Origin of the sequence: Agrobacterium larrymoorei, assembly GCF_030819275.1 — a bacterium.
Taxonomy (GTDB): domain Bacteria; phylum Pseudomonadota; class Alphaproteobacteria; order Rhizobiales; family Rhizobiaceae; genus Agrobacterium; species Agrobacterium larrymoorei_B.
On the sequence record NZ_JAUTBL010000001.1, the window covers coordinates 761,965 to 780,586 of the forward strand.

General features: G+C 55.1%; 20 protein-coding genes. 14 read left to right on the top strand and 6 right to left on the bottom strand.

Translation table 11 applies throughout. The features are described from left to right. Positions 1–137: 137 nt before the first annotated feature. The 14 genes from QE408_RS03505 (at position 138) to QE408_RS03570 (ending at position 15,085) form a co-directional block, all read left to right on the top strand. Positions 138–2,813 carry a tape measure protein gene (locus QE408_RS03505; protein WP_306928580.1) on the top strand — a complete coding sequence of 892 codons (2,676 nt, stop codon included), beginning with the start codon at positions 138–140 and terminating at the stop codon, positions 2,811–2,813. Continuing rightward, positions 2,813–3,436, top strand: a complete 624-nt coding sequence (locus tag QE408_RS03510; RefSeq protein WP_306928581.1) for a hypothetical protein — start codon at positions 2,813–2,815, stop codon at positions 3,434–3,436. The genes QE408_RS03505 and QE408_RS03510 overlap by 1 nt, the downstream gene beginning before the upstream one ends. Then, positions 3,436–4,017, top strand: a complete 582-nt coding sequence (locus QE408_RS03515; RefSeq protein ID WP_306928583.1) for a DUF2163 domain-containing protein — start codon at positions 3,436–3,438, stop codon at positions 4,015–4,017. Before QE408_RS03510 ends, QE408_RS03515 begins: the two co-directional genes overlap by 1 nt. A gap of 9 nt (positions 4,018–4,026) precedes the next feature. After that, positions 4,027–4,431 carry a DUF6950 family protein gene (locus QE408_RS03520; protein ID WP_306928584.1) on the top strand — a complete coding sequence of 135 codons (405 nt, stop codon included), beginning with the start codon at positions 4,027–4,029 and terminating at the stop codon, positions 4,429–4,431. Further along, positions 4,431–6,941 (top strand): phage tail protein, encoded by a 2,511-nt coding sequence (locus QE408_RS03525; RefSeq protein WP_306928585.1) that lies wholly within the window; start codon positions 4,431–4,433, stop codon positions 6,939–6,941. The genes QE408_RS03520 and QE408_RS03525 overlap by 1 nt, the downstream gene beginning before the upstream one ends. Before the next feature lie 105 nt (positions 6,942–7,046). Continuing rightward, on the top strand, positions 7,047–8,483 hold the full coding sequence (locus QE408_RS03530) for a hypothetical protein (RefSeq protein ID WP_306928586.1): 1,437 nt from the start codon (positions 7,047–7,049) through the stop codon (positions 8,481–8,483). A gap of 3 nt (positions 8,484–8,486) precedes the next feature. Further along, positions 8,487–9,809: a pyocin knob domain-containing protein gene (locus QE408_RS03535; RefSeq protein ID WP_306928588.1), complete on the top strand. Its 1,323-nt coding sequence runs from the start codon at positions 8,487–8,489 to the stop codon at positions 9,807–9,809. After that, positions 9,809–10,324: a hypothetical protein gene (locus QE408_RS03540; RefSeq protein WP_306928590.1), complete on the top strand. Its 516-nt coding sequence runs from the start codon at positions 9,809–9,811 to the stop codon at positions 10,322–10,324. The genes QE408_RS03535 and QE408_RS03540 overlap by 1 nt, the downstream gene beginning before the upstream one ends. Further along, positions 10,311–10,649: a hypothetical protein gene (locus QE408_RS03545; RefSeq protein ID WP_306928593.1), complete on the top strand. Its 339-nt coding sequence runs from the start codon at positions 10,311–10,313 to the stop codon at positions 10,647–10,649. The genes QE408_RS03540 and QE408_RS03545 overlap by 14 nt, the downstream gene beginning before the upstream one ends. A 546-nt stretch (positions 10,650–11,195) precedes the next feature. Beyond that, positions 11,196–12,194 (top strand): glycoside hydrolase family 19 protein, encoded by a 999-nt coding sequence (locus tag QE408_RS03550; RefSeq protein WP_306928595.1) that lies wholly within the window; start codon positions 11,196–11,198, stop codon positions 12,192–12,194. Then, a complete protein-coding gene (locus QE408_RS03555) occupies positions 12,194–12,454 on the top strand; it encodes a hypothetical protein (RefSeq protein ID WP_306928597.1) in 261 nt (86 codons plus the stop codon). Before QE408_RS03550 ends, QE408_RS03555 begins: the two co-directional genes overlap by 1 nt. 167 nt (positions 12,455–12,621) lie before the next feature. Continuing rightward, on the top strand, positions 12,622–12,993 hold the full coding sequence (locus tag QE408_RS03560) for a DUF1515 family protein (protein WP_306928599.1): 372 nt from the start codon (positions 12,622–12,624) through the stop codon (positions 12,991–12,993). Between the two features lie 170 nt (positions 12,994–13,163). Further along, positions 13,164–14,417: an AAA family ATPase gene (locus QE408_RS03565; RefSeq protein WP_306928600.1), complete on the top strand. Its 1,254-nt coding sequence runs from the start codon at positions 13,164–13,166 to the stop codon at positions 14,415–14,417. Then, positions 14,414–15,085 (top strand): HNH endonuclease, encoded by a 672-nt coding sequence (locus tag QE408_RS03570; protein ID WP_306928602.1) that lies wholly within the window; start codon positions 14,414–14,416, stop codon positions 15,083–15,085. Before QE408_RS03565 ends, QE408_RS03570 begins: the two co-directional genes overlap by 4 nt. Positions 15,086–15,120: 35 nt before the next feature. On the opposite strand, the gene QE408_RS03575 is transcribed toward QE408_RS03570, so the two are convergent. The 6 genes from QE408_RS03575 to QE408_RS03600 all read right to left on the bottom strand — a co-directional run bounded on the left by QE408_RS03575 (position 15,121) and on the right by QE408_RS03600 (position 18,590). Then, complete coding sequence (locus QE408_RS03575) at positions 15,121–16,119, bottom strand: ParA family protein (protein WP_306928604.1); 999 nt, start codon at positions 16,117–16,119, stop codon at positions 15,121–15,123. A 91-nt stretch (positions 16,120–16,210) separates the two neighbouring features. Beyond that, complete coding sequence (locus tag QE408_RS03580; protein ID WP_306928606.1) at positions 16,211–16,444, bottom strand: hypothetical protein; 234 nt, start codon at positions 16,442–16,444, stop codon at positions 16,211–16,213. A 154-nt stretch (positions 16,445–16,598) separates the two neighbouring features. Continuing rightward, positions 16,599–16,928, bottom strand: coding sequence for a hypothetical protein (locus tag QE408_RS03585; RefSeq protein ID WP_306928608.1), 330 nt, complete (start codon positions 16,926–16,928; stop codon positions 16,599–16,601). Then, positions 16,928–17,122, bottom strand: a complete 195-nt coding sequence (locus QE408_RS03590; RefSeq protein WP_306928610.1) for a dehydrogenase — start codon at positions 17,120–17,122, stop codon at positions 16,928–16,930. The genes QE408_RS03585 and QE408_RS03590 overlap by 1 nt, the downstream gene beginning before the upstream one ends. Positions 17,123–17,181: 59 nt before the next feature. Continuing rightward, the gene (locus QE408_RS03595) at positions 17,182–17,421 is read right to left on the bottom strand and encodes a hypothetical protein (RefSeq protein ID WP_306928612.1); all 240 of its coding nucleotides are present in this window, start codon (positions 17,419–17,421) and stop codon (positions 17,182–17,184) included. Between the two features lie 428 nt (positions 17,422–17,849). Further along, entirely contained in the window at positions 17,850–18,590 is a 741-nt protein-coding gene (locus tag QE408_RS03600; RefSeq protein ID WP_306928614.1) for a YrbL family protein, read from the bottom strand. Between the last annotated feature and the right edge of the window lie 32 nt (positions 18,591–18,622).

The following is an 18,622-nucleotide window of genomic DNA, read 5'->3' on the forward strand; positions in this document are numbered from 1 at the left end:
TAGTAGGCTGCTATCGGCGTAGGCGCGATAAACAAAATTGCGCCCAACTTGCCTAAGCCGGTCAACCTGTACCTCGATACGCGCATGTGTGTCCCCTCATTCACTTCCCGCTAAAATGCCTCGTAACAGGAAACATCATGGCCGTCGATATTGATGAGCTCCGCGCCGTCATGCGCATGGAGCTGAACCCGTTCATGCGGGATCTGCAGAAGGTCCATGGCGTGACCGCAAGAACCGCGAAGCTTGTGGAGTCTACCTGGCTTTCAACAAACAGGCGGCTAGACAATATCGGGCGTAACATGGCGGCAAGCATTGCCACGCCCTTGCTGGCTATTGGCGGCGCATTGTCGGTGGATTCCGTCGCGCATTATGCCGATGCCTGGACTGCCGCAAAGAACAGTCTGGCTGTGGCTGGCGTGGTCGGGGAAACACAAGTCGGCGTTCTCGATCAGCTTTACGAGGCCGCGCAAAAGAATGCCGCTCCGTTGACGGCGATGGCCGACTTGTTCGGCAAAGCTGCGCAGGCAAGCGACAATCTCGGCGCAAGCCAGGCCGATCTTTTGAAGTTCTCCGATGGTGTCGGCACGGCTTTGCGGGTAGCCGGCTCTTCCGCATCGCAAGCTTCCGGTTCTCTTACGCAGCTCGGGCAGTTGCTCGGGCAGGCCCGCGTACAGGCCGAAGAGTTCAATTCCATCAACGAAGGTGCGCGGCCGATCCTCATGGCGGTTGCGGCCGGACTGGACGAAGCGGGCGGCTCGGTCTCAAAACTGAAAGAGTTGGTCAACGACGGCAAGGTTTCAGGGCAACAGTTTTTCCAAGCCTTCCTGAAGGGTTTGCCCTCAATTGAAAAGATGGCTGCGAACGCCACGCAGACAATCGAGCAAGGCATGGTGAAGGTGAACAATGCCTTTACCAAATTCATCGGCCAGAGCGACGAAAGCTTAGGCGCGAGTGCGCGCCTGGTTGCCGGTCTCAATGCCCTTGCTGACAATTTCGACCAGGTCGCCGATGTCACGCTTAAAGTTGCTTCGATCATCGCGGGCGCGTTGGTCGGTCGTACCATCGCCGGTATGATCGCCAGCCTCGGCTTGGCGACTGCGGCCACGTTCCGTTTCATCGCGGCGCTTCGCGCGGCCGGGACAATGGCGGGGCTTGCTACGGCCATGGGTGGGCTAACGGCTGCTGCCGGTCCCATCGGCGCTGTCATCGGTGTGGCGGCCGTGGGGGCGCTCGCCCTATTCGCTTCCTCCTCGGATGAGGCGGGTGAGGGCGCAAGGCGGTTTTCTGAACGTCTTGCGAAGATGGGGGATGACGCTGAAGCTGCCGCAGAAAGAACGGAAGCGGCTACCGGGCGCATCAATCAGGTGCTTGTCAATGGCCTAACGCAGGAAGTGTCGTATGCTGCCAGCGAGATTACCGCCGCCACTGATGCCGTCATCGATCTCTTCGATCATCTGTTTGCGAACGTCGATAAAGACACGATCTCGGCCGATCAGTTGCGCCAACTTGAGGATTTGCGTGACGGGCTAAAGAACGGAAGCATCGCGGCGGAAGATGCAAAGCAAGCACTGTTTGCACTCGCCAATTCGAACCCGAATTTTCAGGCCGTTGCCAACGCATTTGCACCACTTCTCGACACGTTGGCAAAGGTGGTTTCGAAAGCTCAGGAAGCGCGTCACGCGCTCGCTGTGGCCAACGGTCAGACGATGTCTGAACAACAGCAAGCCGGTTATAAGCAATATGCCGCCTCACGTATGCAGGGTGAGGAGATGTTGCGGCTGGGCAAAGCCTATTCTGAAGAGGCGAAGCGCCAAAACGAATTGAGCAAGGAACAGCTCGCCACAGAAAAGGAAATCGCCAGCATCAAGAAAGACCTTGCTGAAAAAGGCGGTTTTCTTCCTGACGATCAAATCAAGGCACTCGCCGCGCAGAACGTGGCGGCGGCTGAAGGTCGCAGCAAATCGGGCGGGCGATCCAAGGGTGTCAAGCAAACGGCGGATAGCCGCTTTGATGCGGATATTCAGGCCATACGAGACCGGACGGCGGCGCTGATCGAAGAGCAACGCATTGTTGGCCTGTCTTATCAGGAGCAAGAAAAGCGGCGCATGGCGCTCGATCTCGGACAGACGGCGCTTGCCGATCTGCGGGAGGAAGCCCGGCGCAAAGGTCAGACCGACCTTGAAAGCATCCAGCTCTCGGCCGAACAACGCGCCAAGATTGATGAGGCTTCCGACGCTTATGCGCGGCAAGCTGAAATCCTTCGGCGTGTTACGGAAGAACAAGAGCGCGCCGACGACGCGGCCCGCGAATTCTATGACGGGTTCAAAAGCAGCGTCATCGACGCCATCACCGGGGCTAAAAGCCTGGGCGATGCCTTGAAGAGCCTCGCCAAGCAGTTCGGAAGCATGTTGCTAAGTCGGGGCTTCGACTCTCTGTTTCAGCCTTCGAAAGGCGGAACGGGCGGCGGGCTGTTTGGCGGGCTGTTTTCTGCCATCGGCAGCATCTTCCGCGCAACTGGTGGGCCGGTGGTCAAGGGTCAGCCTTACGTTGTTGGTGAACATCGACCGGAAGTATTCGTGCCGGATTCTAACGGCCGGATCATGCCGCGCGTCCCGACAATGCCGAACCTGCCAAGCATGGCGCAAATGGGTGGCGGCGGCTCAATCGCTATCGATGCTCGCACGACCATACAGGCCAGCGGGAACGCCGATACCGATGCCAAGCTGATGCAGTATGCCCGTGAAAGAGACGCGGCCCTGCCTGCGCAGGTTCTCAAAATCGTCAAGGACGCGCAAAAAAGGAGGCAAATCTAATGGCGATAAGCTTTCCGCGCGCCCTTCCAGAAGTCGGATATGTGACGGTCGATTTCACGCTTGATGACGGCGTTACGGCCTCGGCCACACGGGGCAAGCTGATCAATTTTACGCAATACGTCGATCCGTTCTGGACGGCGAGTGTCGTGACCAGGCCGCTCAATTATTCCGCCTTCTCCGCCTTGGAAACTTGGTGGTTTTCTCTTCGTGGCGGAACGCGGTCTAAGGGGGTTCTCTTTCGCAACCCTCATATCTGCTATCCGATGGCGCACTTGCTCAACCGTGCGCCAGCAGACGACGAAGGGTTGTTGGCCTCAGTTACAGACGGCAACAAGCTGACTGTTAACGGTGTGTCCCACGACCTGATCCTTGGCGACATGGATTTGATCGGCCTCGAATTTCTTTCCCGGTACTATGTCGGAAAAGTCGTCGAGGTTTCAGGTTCCGGCACTAGCCGCGTGATCACAGTCGAGCCGCCGCCCTACCGCGCTGTTGCGCAGGCCGGTGCCACTGTGCGGTTCGCCAAGGTTCCTTTGTTGATGCGTCCCGTTCCCGGCAGCTTTTCAGCGCCTAGAACGAACGGAAAATATACGGTCTCTTTCAAGCTTCAGGAGGCTCCCTAATGATGACCCCCGAAGTCCAAGCCCTCTATGATGAGGGCCGGATAAAGTCGCGCCAAGCGGTGCGATTTCAGTTTGCTTCAGGCGTTTATGGCTTCATTTCCGACCGGTCGGAATTGGTGTGGCAAGGCATTGAGTTCATGCCGTTCGGCCTGATCAAGGTTTCCGAGTTATCAAGCGCAACCGGGACCACGGCAAGTTCAAGTTTCACACTGACGCTCGGGGAAAGCCCGGATGATGGTGTGACGGCCGATCTTCTTCTTCGGATCGAAGACGAGGATTATCGCGACCGACCGGTTGTCGTCTATGACGTGCATTTCCACCCCGATACCGGCGAGCTGTTGCAGGTCGAGGCGGTGGCACGGGGTTACCTGGACGTTATCGATCATGAGGAAGACGCCAAGGATGGCCTCGTTCTGACGGGCCGATGCGAAGGCCGTCAGCTCGATTACAGCCGCCGAAACGGACGCTACCGCTCGATGGCCGATCAGCAGCGCCGAAAACCCGGCGATAAGTTCTTTGAGCATTTGGCGAAGGCTGGGCGCGTCGAAGTGCCGTGGGGCCGCACCGCTCTTAAAACATAGAGATTTCCAATGCGAATAGATGGCTGGGAAGCGCGCCTCAACGCGGTTGTGGCGAAGCATCAACTATTGCCGCCCGAATGGGGCGTGTCTGACTGCTACATGCTGCCGGATGATGTCGTGGAAGCCATGATTGGCAAACGGATGTTTCCGCAGGCGCTTGGCTACAAGACAGAAATCGGCGCGGGTCGAAAGCTGCGCAGGTTTGGATTTTCGAACTTGGCTGAAGCGTTCGAGGGCCGCTTTTCGAAGATCGCGGCTGTCGAGGCGATCCGGGGCGATATCGGCGTTATCGAACGCGACGGCGAATATTCAGGCGGCGTCTTTACATCAATCGGCTTTGCCATCCGCCCGCATGATGGGCCGGTGGCGTTCCTTCCTTTGTCGAGCGTGACAGCAGCATTCAGGGTTGAGTGATGGGTTTCTTTGCTCCGGTCATTACCTTTTTCGCGCCAATCCTTGGTTCGGCCATCGGACAGATGGCTATCGGCCTCGGCCTCAACCTGATCGTCGCGAAGATGGAAAAGCGGGCCGCGAAAAAGGCCCAGAGCCAAGCGGGCGGAACGCAGTTCGACCGTGAGTATGGCGAAAACACCAGCCGGAAAGCGGCGTGCGGTCCGGTTGGAATCGCCGGTCAGGATTGCTACGTCAACACCTACGGCGATGCCAACAAAAACCTCGAGCAGATTTACCAGTTCTCGGACTTCCCCTGCGATGGCCTGTCGAAGATTTGGGCCGGTGGCTCACAGCTCAACATAGCGCGCGGCAATGATGGCCGGTACGCGGTGCTTACCGGCGACTATGCCGGACGGATGTTCTTCACTTTCTACGATGGCACACAGATGCAGGCCGATGCGGGCCTGATCGCAAACAGTAACCCGCTCGGCCGGTGGACTGCGGATCATGTAGGTTCCGGCATCTGCTATCTGAAAGTTGAGCTGGTCTACGATCAGGAAAAGCTCAACCAGTTCCCGGACTTCTTTTTCGAAATTCGGGGCGCGCGTCTTTACGATCTTCGCAAGGACTCGAGCCGGGGCGGGAACGGCAACCATCGCTGGGGTGACTACTCGACTTACGAATACACCGAAAACCCCGTCATCATGGATTACAATTATCGCCGCGGCTTTGTCTGGAACGGCGACCTGTTCCTTGGGATGGGAATGCCGGAAAGCGATCTGCCTTTTGAAAGGTATGTCACGGCCGCAAACATCTGCGATGAATTTACGTTTTATGGACGTCGCGCACGTTGCTCGATCCTGCTCGATGCGGATCTAGACCACGGCGACAATATCGACTCCCTGATGCTGTCTTGCGGCGGTATCGTGGTTGATGGCGTCGAAGGCTCTTGGCCGATCATCGGTTCTGAACAGCCGATTGTCGCGACCTTCACAGATGAGGATATTATTGCCAGCGAGCCGTTGCGCTTCCGCAAGCGTCGGTCGATGGGCGAACTGGTCAACAGTGTGTCCGGCACCTATCAGGAACCCGGCAACATGTGGTCGCCTGCTGGCTATGATCAGCAAACGGACGCGGGGCATGTCGCCGCAGATCGGCGCAACCGTGACGAGGCGTTGAACTTCCCCATGGTGTTTTCCAAGGGACAGGCTAACCAGCTCGCAAGCATCTATTTCAACGAAAACCGCTTTGAGGCGACCGCCGAACTTGTCCTTCGTCCGCGCTTCAAGGATTTGAAAGCTGGGGATTGGGTCTACTGGGATTCCAAGAATGAGAAGCGGCGCGGCACTTACATGGTGTCCAGTCGCGCTATCAAGGCGCTGGATAGCGATGGGCCGCGCAACGTGGCCTTGTCGCTACAGGAGCGCAGCGGGCTTATCTATAAGGCCGTGGGCGTCATTCCGCCGACGATACCGCTTCCGAATGCGCAACCGGTCTACCTGGCCGCGCTTCTGGATTATGCCGTCATTCCCGTGATCGGCGTCGGTGCGGATGGCCGGACCTATCCCGGCTTCCGTCTGTCTTGGACGAAGATCACCGATGTCACGGTTCAAGCCATTGAGTTTGAATACTGGATCAAGTCGGAGCCGAACAACGTCTTCACGCGAACCGTTCCGGCCGACAAGACGCTGACCATTCTTCAGGAAGGCATCTTGAGCCTTACGGACTATCAGTTCCGCTACAAGCTTGTGGCTGATCGGCCTACAAGCTGGGTATTGCCGATAACCGTTCGCTCCCGCGACGGTGGCAATGCGGATATCGAGGTCGGTCTTGGACAGGTCCGCAAGGACATTTCGGGGCGTCTGGAAGAACTGCAGGCCGGTCTTGACCAAGCCTTGCAGTTGATCGCCAGTCTGGCAGACGGCTTTTCGCTTGAAGGGGCTGTGGGCTTCAGTGAGCGGAAGGTTCTGCGCCGCAACCTCGGAAAGGCGTTTGGCGAAATTGCTACGGAAAGCCGCGTGCGTCTTGATGGGCAAACCGCTCTTGCGCAGCAAATCCAGACAGTCAGTGCCGGGGTGGATACCGCTAAGGCACAGATTGCCAACGTTGATACCGCGCGCGTCGATGGCGACAAGGCGCTTGCCGAAAGCATCAATACCGTCCGCGCGGAAATGGAAGACGTGCTGGCCGATGGATACCTTGCCATCACGGCGCAAACCAACGGCGACACCCTTTCAAAAATCGAGCTGGCGGCAAGAGCCAGGAAGGGTGAGCAAGCGGCTTTGGCGGCACTCATCATGCGTGTTTATCAGGAAGCCGGGGTTCTCAAGACTGAGAATATCCACGTGGCGAATCGCACCATCTTTGTCGATGACAACGGCGAAAATGGGCAGGCGCTCGCCACCTTCACGTCAGAAGGCTTGACGATCACTGCAGCGCATATCGACCGCCTGCGGACCGGTTACATCGGTGGCGACAACAACAAAATGGAAATCGATGTGAAGGCGGGGACTCTGGTGTTTCGCTCATGACTAGAACGCTTATCGGTATCGACTATGCAGGCGCTCCGTGCATCAAAATTGTGCGCGGAGACCTCGACCCTATAACCACGCCGGACAGTATGCCCCGGCGCTTTCTTGTTCAACAGCAAAGACACCATCCAGACGCGGTTAAGCCGCGTCGATAAAACGTCTGATGCCGATGCCACCGTGCAGCCTGCCAGCGCTAACCAGTACAACTTCGAGCGCTACCGCTACGACTACCGGGGAAAGTGGAGCGTCTACCACTACCAGAAAGCCGCATTTCCCGGGCTCGATTTCAACGTTCCGCTGACTGACTTCGTCGTCAAAAACCAGTTCACCGGCTGGTATACGCAAGGCGCGCAGCACTACTATGAATACCAATCTCGGCAAAACAGCGCTGTGGGCTACTGCCGCCTGCACTATCCCGGCTCCCGGTATGGTGAGGCGGGATGGAAGATCAATCACAGCACCAACGTGACCGGCTGGGACGGCTGGGGTAATGGCGTAACGACCTATCCCGCCCTCCTGCATTTCATGAACGCGCTGAGCAATGACGGCCAGGTCTCTCTTGTTCCTGGCACTTACGCGGACGTGGTTGTTTGGAACCTGCCAGGAGATATTACTCCCCTGCCCGCGCCGCTTGCGTCACAGCCTGGTCAAAGGTCAATCACCATCAACAAGAATGGCTTGAGGGTGGCAAAGCCGGGTTTCGATGTCGATGTGGCGACCGATGCTCAACTGGCGGTGTCCTCGAGCATACGGCCGACAAAGATTGTGGCGGCGGATGATATCGCAATTCCTGTCGGCGCCAGCGAATACATGTTGTCGGTTCCAATACCGATAAACAGCGTTTGCGATGTGCAATACTACACGGGTGACGAACTGGTTTACCCAGCTCTCCCGCGCACTTCGCCAGTCGGGGCGCAATGGCGTTTGCTCTCTGACCGCATCCAATTCCAGAACAGCGGGATTGCATGCCGTGCGCGGTTTGTCGTCATCGTCAATGATCAGGTAAGCCAGACCGTTGGCGATAACGATGTCTTCCGGCAATTCGAAGTGAATGGCGAAAATGTCGTGCAGTTTTTGCGGCCCGGCGCTGCAAATCCTCCGGCGTTTTCAGACATCGTTATCGATAGCCGTTGGCCCGCCTTGCGGATACTCGCTGAAGGCTACTTCACGGTGGAAGCTGGGGCGCAAGTCAAAAACGTTCCGATCAATACCGAGGGGTATTTTCCCTTCATCAAGATGATGGTCACAACGGCTGGTCGGTCGGCCTCGTCCGGCCCCTTTACCATTGAGGCATACCAAGGCTGCGTCAGGCCCGCGACGGTCTCGATGTCAAAGCTAAATGGCAACGACTGGTTCGAGACCGGGGATACGACCTATGCCCGCGTGACAGCCAACAACGTGGCGTTCCACAGCTATCGCGGCCGACCGAAATATTACTTCTGGTACTACTCCGACCGAAGCGGCTGGCGTCTCGATACCGTCTATCCCGACGAAGTGTTGGGCATTCGCTATTACATCTTCGGCATTCCCAAAAAAGGATAACCCATGACCGTACCTTACACGTCCGGCACCATTACGCTTGCCAAGGGGTCTGCCGAAGTCACCGGCATTGATACCGCTTGGAAAGCCGCGCTGATCGTCGGCGGCATCATCTTCGTGAACGTCCCGAATGTCGGGGCTATGTCTCTTCCTATCGCCACGGTCGACGACAACACAAAAATCATGGCCGCTATTCCATGGCAGGGCGCAAACGGGACCTACAGCTATGCCCTGGTGCGCGACGGCTCGTTCGAAAGGCAGGCGACGGAAAACGCCATCAAGCTCGCTTCGCTGCTCAATGAGATGCGTAGCGATGCTATCAGCGAGCTGTCAGGCTTGCAGCCTGCTGCTGACAAATTGCCGTATTTCGGCGCGGGTGGAGCTGGTGCGCTTGCTGATTTTAACGCAGCCGCTCGGACGCTTTTGGCGGGTGGTCAGCTACCCGATGGCCAACTCCCAACTCGCTTGAATTCAAAGTTAATCCAATCAGCAAACCAATTCAGAAAGTCTGGTTGGGCTTATGGGGAGAACATCGAAGGTTCTCCAGAGAACGCTTCTGCGGCTTGGTTTTTGTACGTCAATGACATGGATGAGGGTGGCTCGTGGGGGAAGCAAACGGCTACATCGTTTTTCGAGAATAGAAGCTTCGTGAGGCTTCTCGTCAATGGAACATGGCAAGCCTGGGAGCGAGATTACAGCGGGCAGTCCGCGCTTGATGGTCGCTATAATCGACTGTCCCAAATCATAGCGGACGCTCAGTTGCCCGCGAGACTGAGGGCGGACTCATCACTTATTTCGTCAAACTTCAATGACGCTGTTGAGAACGGTTTTTACAAAGCTGGACCTGCGGCGGCTAACCCGCCCGTGTCTGGCACTTACTGGTTCGTGATTGTCACGCGCTTTGACAGCACTATTCATCAAGAGGCGTGGAACGACAATTTCAATATTGGCTATCGAAGGGTTAGGGCAGCCAATGGTGCATGGGGTCCGTGGCGTCTGATTTCGGACGAGCGCGGCAGCAACGCCAACGGTGAATATGTCCGCCTCGCTGATGGAACGCAGATTTGCACGAGGTCAGTCGCTACCGGAAACCCTACCTTAGCGGCGGGAGAAGCTATTTCACTTGGTAGCTTCAACTATGCTGCGTCGTTCGTTGCATCCCCAAGCAGGTCGCTTTCATACGATGGTTCTTGGTCTCATACGCTATCGGTAGGATCAGAGGGCGGTGGCAACGTAGGTGTCGGCGGCGTAGCCATCTCCAATCGAGACAACGCTGCGCATAGCTACGCAGGAACCGTTTACATCACCGCAGTCGGAAGGTGGTACTAATGAAAATCTCCCTTTCTCCTATCCGCCTTAACGACACTCTCATCGTCGAAAAGAATGGCGATCGGCTGCGCATCAATGGCGATCTACTAAATTTCGGTCCCTTGCCTGAAGGCGGGACGATAAAGTTGTCTGACATACCCGGTGGATGGATTTGCGATGACGTAAGGCGCATCAATGGCGATCTGCATATTTGCCTCGTTCTGCCCCATGGCTCTGACCCTGCCGAGTGTGTCGCATTTCCCTCCCCTCTCGAAAACCCGCCTGATGGTGTTATCGACCTGCCGTTCTCTCCGTACTCGACGACATCGGAAGAAGTCGTGGAAGGTGGGCGCAAGATCAGCACGACTTGCTATGAGTGGCGGGTCGATCCGGTGACAACAATTGAGTTTGTGCCAGACCCTCCGCCCTCTGAGGAAGAGCCGGATACAAGTAGCGGTGAGATCTCGCCGGACGTTCGTGCAGCGCTAGACGAGTTAGCCGGTCAATCGGGGGAGCAGATTAATGTGGACGCCTGACGCTTCGATCATCATCACCGCTGAGCAAGAGGCGCAACAGCAACGCGCCACCCTTCAGAAGAAGTTCACGGGTGCCATTCAGACGCACTTAGACGCTACTGCCAGTCAACGCCGGTATGACAGCATCCACACCGCGATTTCATATAGGGATGATCCTAACCCGAAATTTGCGGCCGAAGCGGCGGCGCTGTTCGCCTGGCGCTCTGCCGTGTGGACTTACGCCACCGACGAACTGGATAAGGTTGTGGCTGGTGAGCGAGCTATTCCGACGGTGGAAGAATTTCTGGCCGAATTGCCGCAGCTCGTATGGCCTTCAAGTACATAGGTAGCGCGTTCACCGACTAAATCCACGCAAACCATTTGGATACGTAGCACGACGGTAGGTATGGGAGATCACTTTCGCATTTAGCCCTGCGGTATCCCTCGGAGTACATGCAGTAGTCAGTATGAACATTCGCGATATCGTCTGAGACTTTGGCCTCGATCCGCCGCATCTGGCATTTCATGAATGTTTCGTAGCTACCGCCCTCCGAATAGATCCCGATGCCTGAAAGAACGATCAACAGGGAAAAGCCACAGAGTAGAATGGTTCCTACTCCGAGAAATATCGCTTTGATGAGCTTGAACATGAAGCAAGACCCTCCCCGGCTTCAGGCAAAGAACCATAATAGAAAACAGCTGCCTTCGAGCGCGGCAAACATCAATGCGTGCAACCAAGAAAAAGCCCGCTGCTGTCAGTTTTGCAGCGAAAACTATCTGCTAAGATAAATTAGCATCATCTTCATTGCGCGAGGCTTGTACGCTTTCGCCCAAAACCATCGCAGCTCTTTTCGAATGCCTGCGATCTCTTTCAACAAATAGGAACATCGTTATGGCAAAGGTCACTGCCGACCACGTGCGGGCGGCTGCGAAGTCGCGCGTTCTTGAAAGCAATCTCAACTCTGTCATGGTCGCACTCGATGACTATGGCAAAACTTTTGGTCTCGATCTCCTCCACCGCACGGTGGCGTTCCTGGCGCAGCTCATGCACGAAAGCGGCGAGTTTCGGTATGACCGCGAAATCTGGGGGCCAACGCCATCGCAGGCCCGGTACGACACCCGCACGGATCTCGGAAACACGCTGGAAGCGGATGGTGACGGCTACAAGAACCGGGGGCGCGGCCCTATTCAGGTAACGGGCGGCTATAACATCCGCGCGTTCTATGAGTGGTGCAAGCGCATGGGCTTGAACCCGCCTGATTTCGTTACCAATCCCGACCTGATCAACACCGACCCTTGGGAAGGCTCATCCGCGATCTGGTATTGGGACGAAGGCAATCCCGATCATCGCAGCCTCAACCGCTATGCGGACCGCAACGACCCGGAAATGATCACCCGTAAAATCAATGGCGGATTGAACGGCTATGCCGACCGGCTGGCCTATTACACCCGCCTCGGCCTGGTCGTTCTCGGCTTCAATCCGACCGACATTCGCGGTTTTCAGGGCAAGGCCAAGGCCGCAGGCTATTACAAGGGCAATCTTGATGGTCTGGACGGCCCGCAGACGCGTGCGGCCATCCACTTGGCGCTTGTGGACGTTTCGCCTAAGAGCAACGGTCCTAACCCCGTCAAGGCCGCGCCTGTGACCGAGGCCGTGCCGGTCGCGGTCATTCCCCCTAGCATGGAAGCGCCGTGGTGGAAATCGAAGGAGGTTATTGTTCCGGCCGTTACGGGCGGTGGGCTTTCCTCGGGGCTGGCGGCGGTCGGGACAATGCCTTGGCAGAACCTTGCCCTTGTACTGGTCGCGTTCGGGCTTCTTGGCCTCTTTTTGCTGTGGCGCAAGAGTGTGGACGTGAAGAAGGTCGATGCGCAGGTTCGGGGGATGTCCTGATGCTCATGCCGACATGGCTCAAAATCACGGCTGTTGGCCTGCTGGGCGCGGCTGCGCTGGCTGCAGGTTCCTACCTCCTCGGCAAGCATAACGGCGCGTCTATGGCGCGCGCCGCCATGCACATCGAAGCCGCAAAAAACGCGCTGGATCGCGTCACTCAACTGGAGAAAAACAATGCGACCTTTCGCAGCCTTACGCCTCGCCATCGTTGCCTTGCTTTCATGCGGGATAGCGGCTTGCCAGACAGCGCCTGCGACTGAAGGTGCCGGCTATTCGATGACTCGGTTTTCTGACCCGCAGGCCGCGCGCCTTGCAGCGCTCGATGCGACGGCTGGGCCTGCGATCTACGCCAACAATCAACAGTGCAGCAGAGACCCGGCCTGCCGGAAGTAAGCTGGACCAGATCGAAAGAAAGGATTTACCGGTCATGCCGCCGTTCGAGTTCGATGCGTCGTTGCATCAAAAAATAGGCGAGATGCTGGCGATGCAGGTCGCATTAAAGGAGTCCGTGCAGCGCGTGGAAGAGCAGGCTCGGCGCTCTGAAGACAAGGCTGACGAAAGCCGGGCGGTTGTTCACAGGCGGCTTGACGAGATGGTAAATCGTGTCGGCGAGGTCGAACAGACTGTGGCTATAGTCAAGGAAGACGTGACCGAAATGAAGCCGCACACAGACGACCTCAAGCGCTGGAAGCTGATGGGGGTCGGTGCGTTCACCATGATGGGTATCGGCGCAATGTTCTTGGGTGTGACCTTCGCGGACGTGCTCAAGCGGATCGGTACCCTCATCATAGGACGATAGGAAAAGCCGTCCGGAGTGATGTGGGCGGCTTTCTGCGTTTCTGACCGCTGCAAGCTGGTTTTGTACGAAACACAAGTGGGCAATCGGAAAGAGCAAAGTTCTTGAAATAATTTCACATCAATCTATGGTCGCATCGCCAACTCGTTTCAGCCTGTTAAGAGTATCATCCCATGCATTTCGAGCGCCTAGAGATAACCAACTGGCGGCAGTTTTCGAAAGTTGAGATTGATTTGCATCCTCAGCTTACTGTTTTGGCCGGTGCGAACGGCGCGGGCAAAAGCACGATACTTAGGCTGCTCGCGCAGCACTTTGGCTTCAACATGCCGCTTCTGGCGACGCCCACTCAGAATAAGGCTGGCCTTTTCTCATACATGAGCGGCTTTTTTGGTAAGCGGCGCGCAAACGATCCCAGCAATGATCCCAATTGGGATGATGTCGGCGCGGTGAGTTACACGAGCGGCAATGAGAGCCGCATTCTGGTGCCGAAACAAAATTCGGCGACATATTCGGCTCATTTCTCAAGCCATCAGGCAGTACCCGGATTATTCATAAATTCACATCGCCCTGTGAGCAATTACCAGCCCATCGCATCCATTCCGACTAGCGGTATATCCGTCGAGCAAGCTTATCAACAGTACCATCAAGAAGTGCTGAACAAGCTAAATAACTCGTACACCCAGTACAGTCCTATTTACCGCATAAAAGAAGCCATAATTTCGATGGCGACCTTTGGGCCCGGCAACAAGAATGTCTTAGGAAACGAGAAGACGGAAAGGGACTACGAAGACTTTAAGCAGATGCTTGCAAAAGTATTGCCATCTACGATTGGTTTTTTGGACATCAGTATAAGAGTTCCGGACGTGGTAATGGTAACACGAACAGGAGAATTTGTACTTGACGGCGCATCCGGAGGTCTTATGGCATTGATAGACTTAGCGTGGCAAATTTTCCTTTATTCTCGCGGAAAAGACGCGTTTGTAGCCGTGCTAGACGAACCGGAAAACCACCTTCACCCGTCGATGCAGAGAGTGATTATATCGAATCTTATCGAGGCGTTCCCAAATGCGCAATTCATTGTGGCCACGCATAGCCCATTCGTGGTTTCTTCAGTCAAGGATTCTTGGGTCTATGTTCTGCGATATCTTGATGGACTTGAGACTTTGGGCCCGAGGCGGACAGTTTACTCCCAACGCCTCGATCATTATGACAAAGCAGGCACAGCCAGCGAGATATTGCAAAGCGTCTTGGGCGTGCCTGTCACATTGCCACTTTGGGCTGAAAATCAGCTGGACAAGATAGTAGGTCAGTACGTTATCGACGAGATGGATTTGGAGCAAATACGACGACTTAGAGGGGAACTGGCAGAAGTCGGATTGGGCGATTACTACTCGGACGCGCTAACTCGGATTGCTCAGCGCCAATGATCAAACTGGAAAAACTCGACCCACCGGCGCTCCTTGTCAAGAATGGAGAGCTTTGGAAAACAACGCTGCTAGCGCGTATCGCCGCAAACGAGAAACCAACAGGTACAGTGAAAACCCGATATCGGCACGCGATGATTAAGGCCGTCCTGGTTCGAGAGACTAATGGAAAATGCGCCTATTGCGAAAGCAAACTGCAGCATATCCACCACGGTGATGTCGAGCACATAGTCCCTAAATCGTTAGATCCTGCCCTCACCTTTGAGTGGAGTAACCTCACACTCGCTTGTGAGGTTTGCAATCAGAACAAGTCCGATTTGGACCCAAAAACTGAAAACATAATAGATCCGTACGCGACTAACCCGGAAGACCACCTTTTTTTCCTGGGAGGGCTAGTGTTCGCAAGGGCTGATTCAGCTAGAGGAGTAGCTACCCGCATCATACTAAAGCTCCACCGTCCAGAGCTTGTCGAGATGCGAAATCGGCAACTCGACGGCATCATGAAGATTTATCATCAGATACAAAACGGATCCCTTCCTCTCTCAGTGAGAAAGGCTATCTACTCAGATTTTGTAGACACCGAAACAAGTCCCTCGGCTCCGTATTCCGCGATGACAAAATGCGTTGTTAAAGAGATGGAAAAATACGTGGACCCGGCCATTCTGGAGTAGTGCTCATCCAATCGTAAGTTTCCGATCTCTCAAGGCTACCAAGTCGCGACTTGCTGTAAGGTGGCTACAATCTCACGAAAGTGACGATCCGACTGAGCCGCGCGAGCAATATGCTCACCTCTCAACCCGTCCGAATAAGTGCAATCAAAAACAGGTTTGCGAGCTTTGAGTGAATAAGGGATGAGGCTGTGGAGGTTCGGTATCTGACCCAGTTTATAGCCCTCATCTTCCCAGACAACCACTTGGTCTATCGGATTAAGCTTGTTGACTATGTTTTCGCGAATAGCAGGCTCCAAGCGTTGTCCGTATATGCGCCATCCAGCTGTCATGCTACTAACGCCGTCAGCTCTTTGATTGTGCATCTGCACAACATAGCCCAAATAGGATGGCGCGCCGCGAGGTATTGATATGTCGGCAACCTGAGATGAGCCATTACATTGATCCCATTCCTTCCTCCAGCTGACCAGTTTGTTTCCAAGATTTTCTGTGCCTTGAATCGAGAACAGATCCGGAGCAACAGGCATGATGAAATAGTCGCTGCTTGCCAGCACCGCCCTGTTTAGAGCGCCCAAATTCGGCCCAAGGTCGATTAAGACTAAGTCGGCGCCGATCTTATCCGCCGCAAACTCAATGTACCGATGTATGGCAGACTGCGCTCTCAGCGCCGACTCTTGGCCACCCCGTGCGGAGCTCCACGTATCGCCCAACAAGTCCTCAAAATTGCTGAGACGGAGATCCCCTGGGACTAAAAATAAATCGTATGACTGACTTACCTTGGTGGGCGCTCTCTCTCGAATGTCACCCGTCGTGCGATATACGGGAAGAATGTTCTGGTAGATACTGTTGCCAGTATCGCTCCATGCTCTGCGGATCACCCCATCAGCCATCGCGTAAGACGTTAAGTTGCACTGACTGTCGCAATCTACCATTAGGACAGTAAGACCTTTGCGAGCAAGAAGATGGCTGACATGGTACATGTAGGTTGTCTTTCCTACACCGCCTTTGTTATTAAATATGCTAATGCGTTTCGTCACTAAACACTCCCGCAACCCTAAACTACGATTCTTTACTAACATAATTTTTGGTTGCATCAACCGTTGATCGTACTGTGCACCCAAGAGCCTATCAGAATTGCGGAGTTTCGTCGGTCGCAACACTAAGAATTGGTGGAAAGCCTTCTAGCCTGTAGGTGTATAAATCCACCTGAAGCATAGGCCCGCGCTGGGTATGCATGACGACCGTGCTGATATCCACGTCCAGTCCGGACTTGTGTACGTCGCGGATTGCGTCGTTTAGCTGACGTAGGGCCGCTGCGAGCCGTTCTTCATAATGTTTTCGGCGGGCGTAAATGGTATCCATTAGCTCGGGGCCTGTTTGTAAGGATAATGCTCCCAGCACCACCATTGTGGCGCATCAATTTTGCTCTGGGAGTAGCCGAGGCTGCCCCATTTCGTACAGCCCGGGTTTGAGCAAAAGTGGTTGACGTGGGTGCCATCGCCGCGCTTTTCTTCTATCATCTGTGAGCACCTATTGGTAATAGATACCAGCCTCCTACCGGCGCAGAAATCATAGATTTTTCAGCGCGACGATCCAGAACCTCGATGGCCTTTTCTTTTGCCTCGGGAGCAGTTTTCGCGACAACGGTTACCTTCCAGCGACCACACTGGAAGCGATACTGCTTGCCGCGTCTATCCGGGATCTGTTTGGGCGCCGTTTTCGTAGTCACCCGACAACCCGCAACGAACGCCATGCGTGCGGTCCGCTCATCAAGCGCAGCCCTGCTCTGCTCTCCGAGATTGTTCCACCATTCATCGAAGCGCACAAAGTGATCTTGCTTCGGCATTACTGCCGCTCCTCGGTCGGCGCCCATCCTCTAGTGTATCCGGCACTCATAGCGGCAGTCGCTAAAGCCAGTTGCGCCCTTAAGTGCCGCACATCTTCCATCAATGTCTTGATCGCAGCACGATGATCGCCGTCATGCCAAGCTACAAGATGAGCAACGGGATCAGCTTCGAGTTGTTTGTGTGTAGGACGCACGTCTCCGATCTCCTCTTTCAGAGCTGTCAAAATGTGGTGGTGGCTATTACGGTTGCGCGTTAGTCGGGCATCAGGTCCGCAATCTGACCATGCGAAACGAGAAGTCTAGGATTTGCCATATCGCCGCTTTCCTCATCTACGGTAACGGAATAAGCCGCAACACCGACATTTCTAGGTGCCATGGCTGCAGCAATTTTTTCGGCAGAGGCCGCATTTGACGCCGGACGAATGTCCCCCGGCACAATTCCAGCACGGTTTTTCTTGAACTGCACAACAATGATTTTTTCAGCGGCCGACATATCTCATTCTCTCGTTTGTTCTACAAATGTTCTCATTTTAATAGAGAGTCAAGTGGCAGGAAAATTCTGACTGAATTTAAAAGCTGTGGGACAACTCAAAAAAAAGGTATAATGATTTCAGTGCTTGATTTGCTGCCCCACAAAATTGTAAGTGCTTGGCGACGCTAGGTTCAGTGACTTCGGCAAGGGGCACCATTATCTTTCCCGCACCATTGAAAAGATTGCGCTTTCAGGCGCTATCTATCCGACTTTGACGAGTTGGAGAGTGGGACGGATTGGTTGCCGTCTTCAGTTCGGCACTATTGAACAACCTCTCATGTGATCCCGGCTATGGTGGCCGTATCCCCCACAAACAGCCGCTTAGGCAGTCTGATACCCGACCAACAATGGCGGAATGCAGCAGTGGTTAAAATGACGGACCCCGAGATCTATCCATCGATCAAGTGACCATCCGAGATATCGATACCAACGATCATGCCCGCAAACATGAGAAGGAAGAGAAGAGTGCGATTGCTCAGTGCCAGTTTCATGAAGCGATGGGCTACCTCTGATTGGATCGACCGGGCCAATCGCTTCTTGTAGTTCCTATTCAACCAAGAGAACCATGAACGAACGGGGAGGAAGGTCTTGTCCCCAATCCCGTCGATCAGGACGAGCGCGCCGTTCTTCTCGTCCACGACGATATTCTTCAGGTGCACGTCCACTGCAACGATGTTGCTTTTGATCAGCCAGTCGAGGAACTCCGAAAGCGCTGCGTCCGTCTCCCGACTATATTGTCCGCTTTCGATCGCATCCTGAAGCGTCATGGCAAGCGCACCGTTCTTCCGGCGCACAGCCTTGACCAATATGCCCGTACCCTTGTTGGTGGAAACGATCCCTGCAAAGTGCTGAAGATGGCGCGCGGTACTGGGGCCTTCCTGGGCAACCCGCTCATATTCTCGTAACTCGCGCCGCAGCGGGACGACCGCCTTATAGAAACGCCGCACCAGATACAGCAGCCGGATTTTCTGGAAGTACCGGCGTGGCGGTATTTTTGTCTGCACCTTTACCAGCATGTTCGTACCTGGGAGCGCGTAGACCTCACGCGACATGCCAGACGCCAAAGGCTTTTCTAAAAGCCTCAGCGGGGACTGGAAATCATCGCCTAACGACGCCAATACCGACATCATCGCCTCCTACCATCGTTAATATGAAATATTCC

Excerpts from the sequence above, each read along its gene's own strand:
- QE408_RS03540 (WP_306928590.1), top strand. The coding sequence starts at position 9,809 with ATGAAAATCTCCCTTTCTCCTATCCGCCTTAACGACACTCTCATCGTC.
- QE408_RS03550 (WP_306928595.1), top strand. The coding sequence starts at position 11,196 with ATGGCAAAGGTCACTGCCGACCACGTGCGGGCGGCTGCGAAGTCGCGC.
- QE408_RS03545 (WP_306928593.1), top strand. The coding sequence starts at position 10,311 with ATGTGGACGCCTGACGCTTCGATCATCATCACCGCTGAGCAAGAGGCG.
- QE408_RS03535 (WP_306928588.1), top strand. The coding sequence starts at position 8,487 with ATGACCGTACCTTACACGTCCGGCACCATTACGCTTGCCAAGGGGTCT.
- QE408_RS03600 (WP_306928614.1), bottom strand. The coding sequence starts at position 18,590 with ATGATGTCGGTATTGGCGTCGTTAGGCGATGATTTCCAGTCCCCGCTG.
- QE408_RS03580 (WP_306928606.1), bottom strand. The coding sequence starts at position 16,444 with ATGGATACCATTTACGCCCGCCGAAAACATTATGAAGAACGGCTCGCA.
- QE408_RS03595 (WP_306928612.1), bottom strand. The coding sequence starts at position 17,421 with ATGTCGGCCGCTGAAAAAATCATTGTTGTGCAGTTCAAGAAAAACCGT.
- QE408_RS03565 (WP_306928600.1), top strand. The coding sequence starts at position 13,164 with ATGCATTTCGAGCGCCTAGAGATAACCAACTGGCGGCAGTTTTCGAAA.
- QE408_RS03585 (WP_306928608.1), bottom strand. The coding sequence starts at position 16,928 with ATGCCGAAGCAAGATCACTTTGTGCGCTTCGATGAATGGTGGAACAAT.
- QE408_RS03570 (WP_306928602.1), top strand. The coding sequence starts at position 14,414 with ATGATCAAACTGGAAAAACTCGACCCACCGGCGCTCCTTGTCAAGAAT.
- QE408_RS03560 (WP_306928599.1), top strand. The coding sequence starts at position 12,622 with ATGCCGCCGTTCGAGTTCGATGCGTCGTTGCATCAAAAAATAGGCGAG.
- QE408_RS03515 (WP_306928583.1), top strand. The coding sequence starts at position 3,436 with ATGATGACCCCCGAAGTCCAAGCCCTCTATGATGAGGGCCGGATAAAG.
- QE408_RS03505 (WP_306928580.1), top strand. The coding sequence starts at position 138 with ATGGCCGTCGATATTGATGAGCTCCGCGCCGTCATGCGCATGGAGCTG.
- QE408_RS03525 (WP_306928585.1), top strand. The coding sequence starts at position 4,431 with ATGGGTTTCTTTGCTCCGGTCATTACCTTTTTCGCGCCAATCCTTGGT.
- QE408_RS03520 (WP_306928584.1), top strand. The coding sequence starts at position 4,027 with ATGCGAATAGATGGCTGGGAAGCGCGCCTCAACGCGGTTGTGGCGAAG.
- QE408_RS03555 (WP_306928597.1), top strand. The coding sequence starts at position 12,194 with ATGCTCATGCCGACATGGCTCAAAATCACGGCTGTTGGCCTGCTGGGC.
- QE408_RS03510 (WP_306928581.1), top strand. The coding sequence starts at position 2,813 with ATGGCGATAAGCTTTCCGCGCGCCCTTCCAGAAGTCGGATATGTGACG.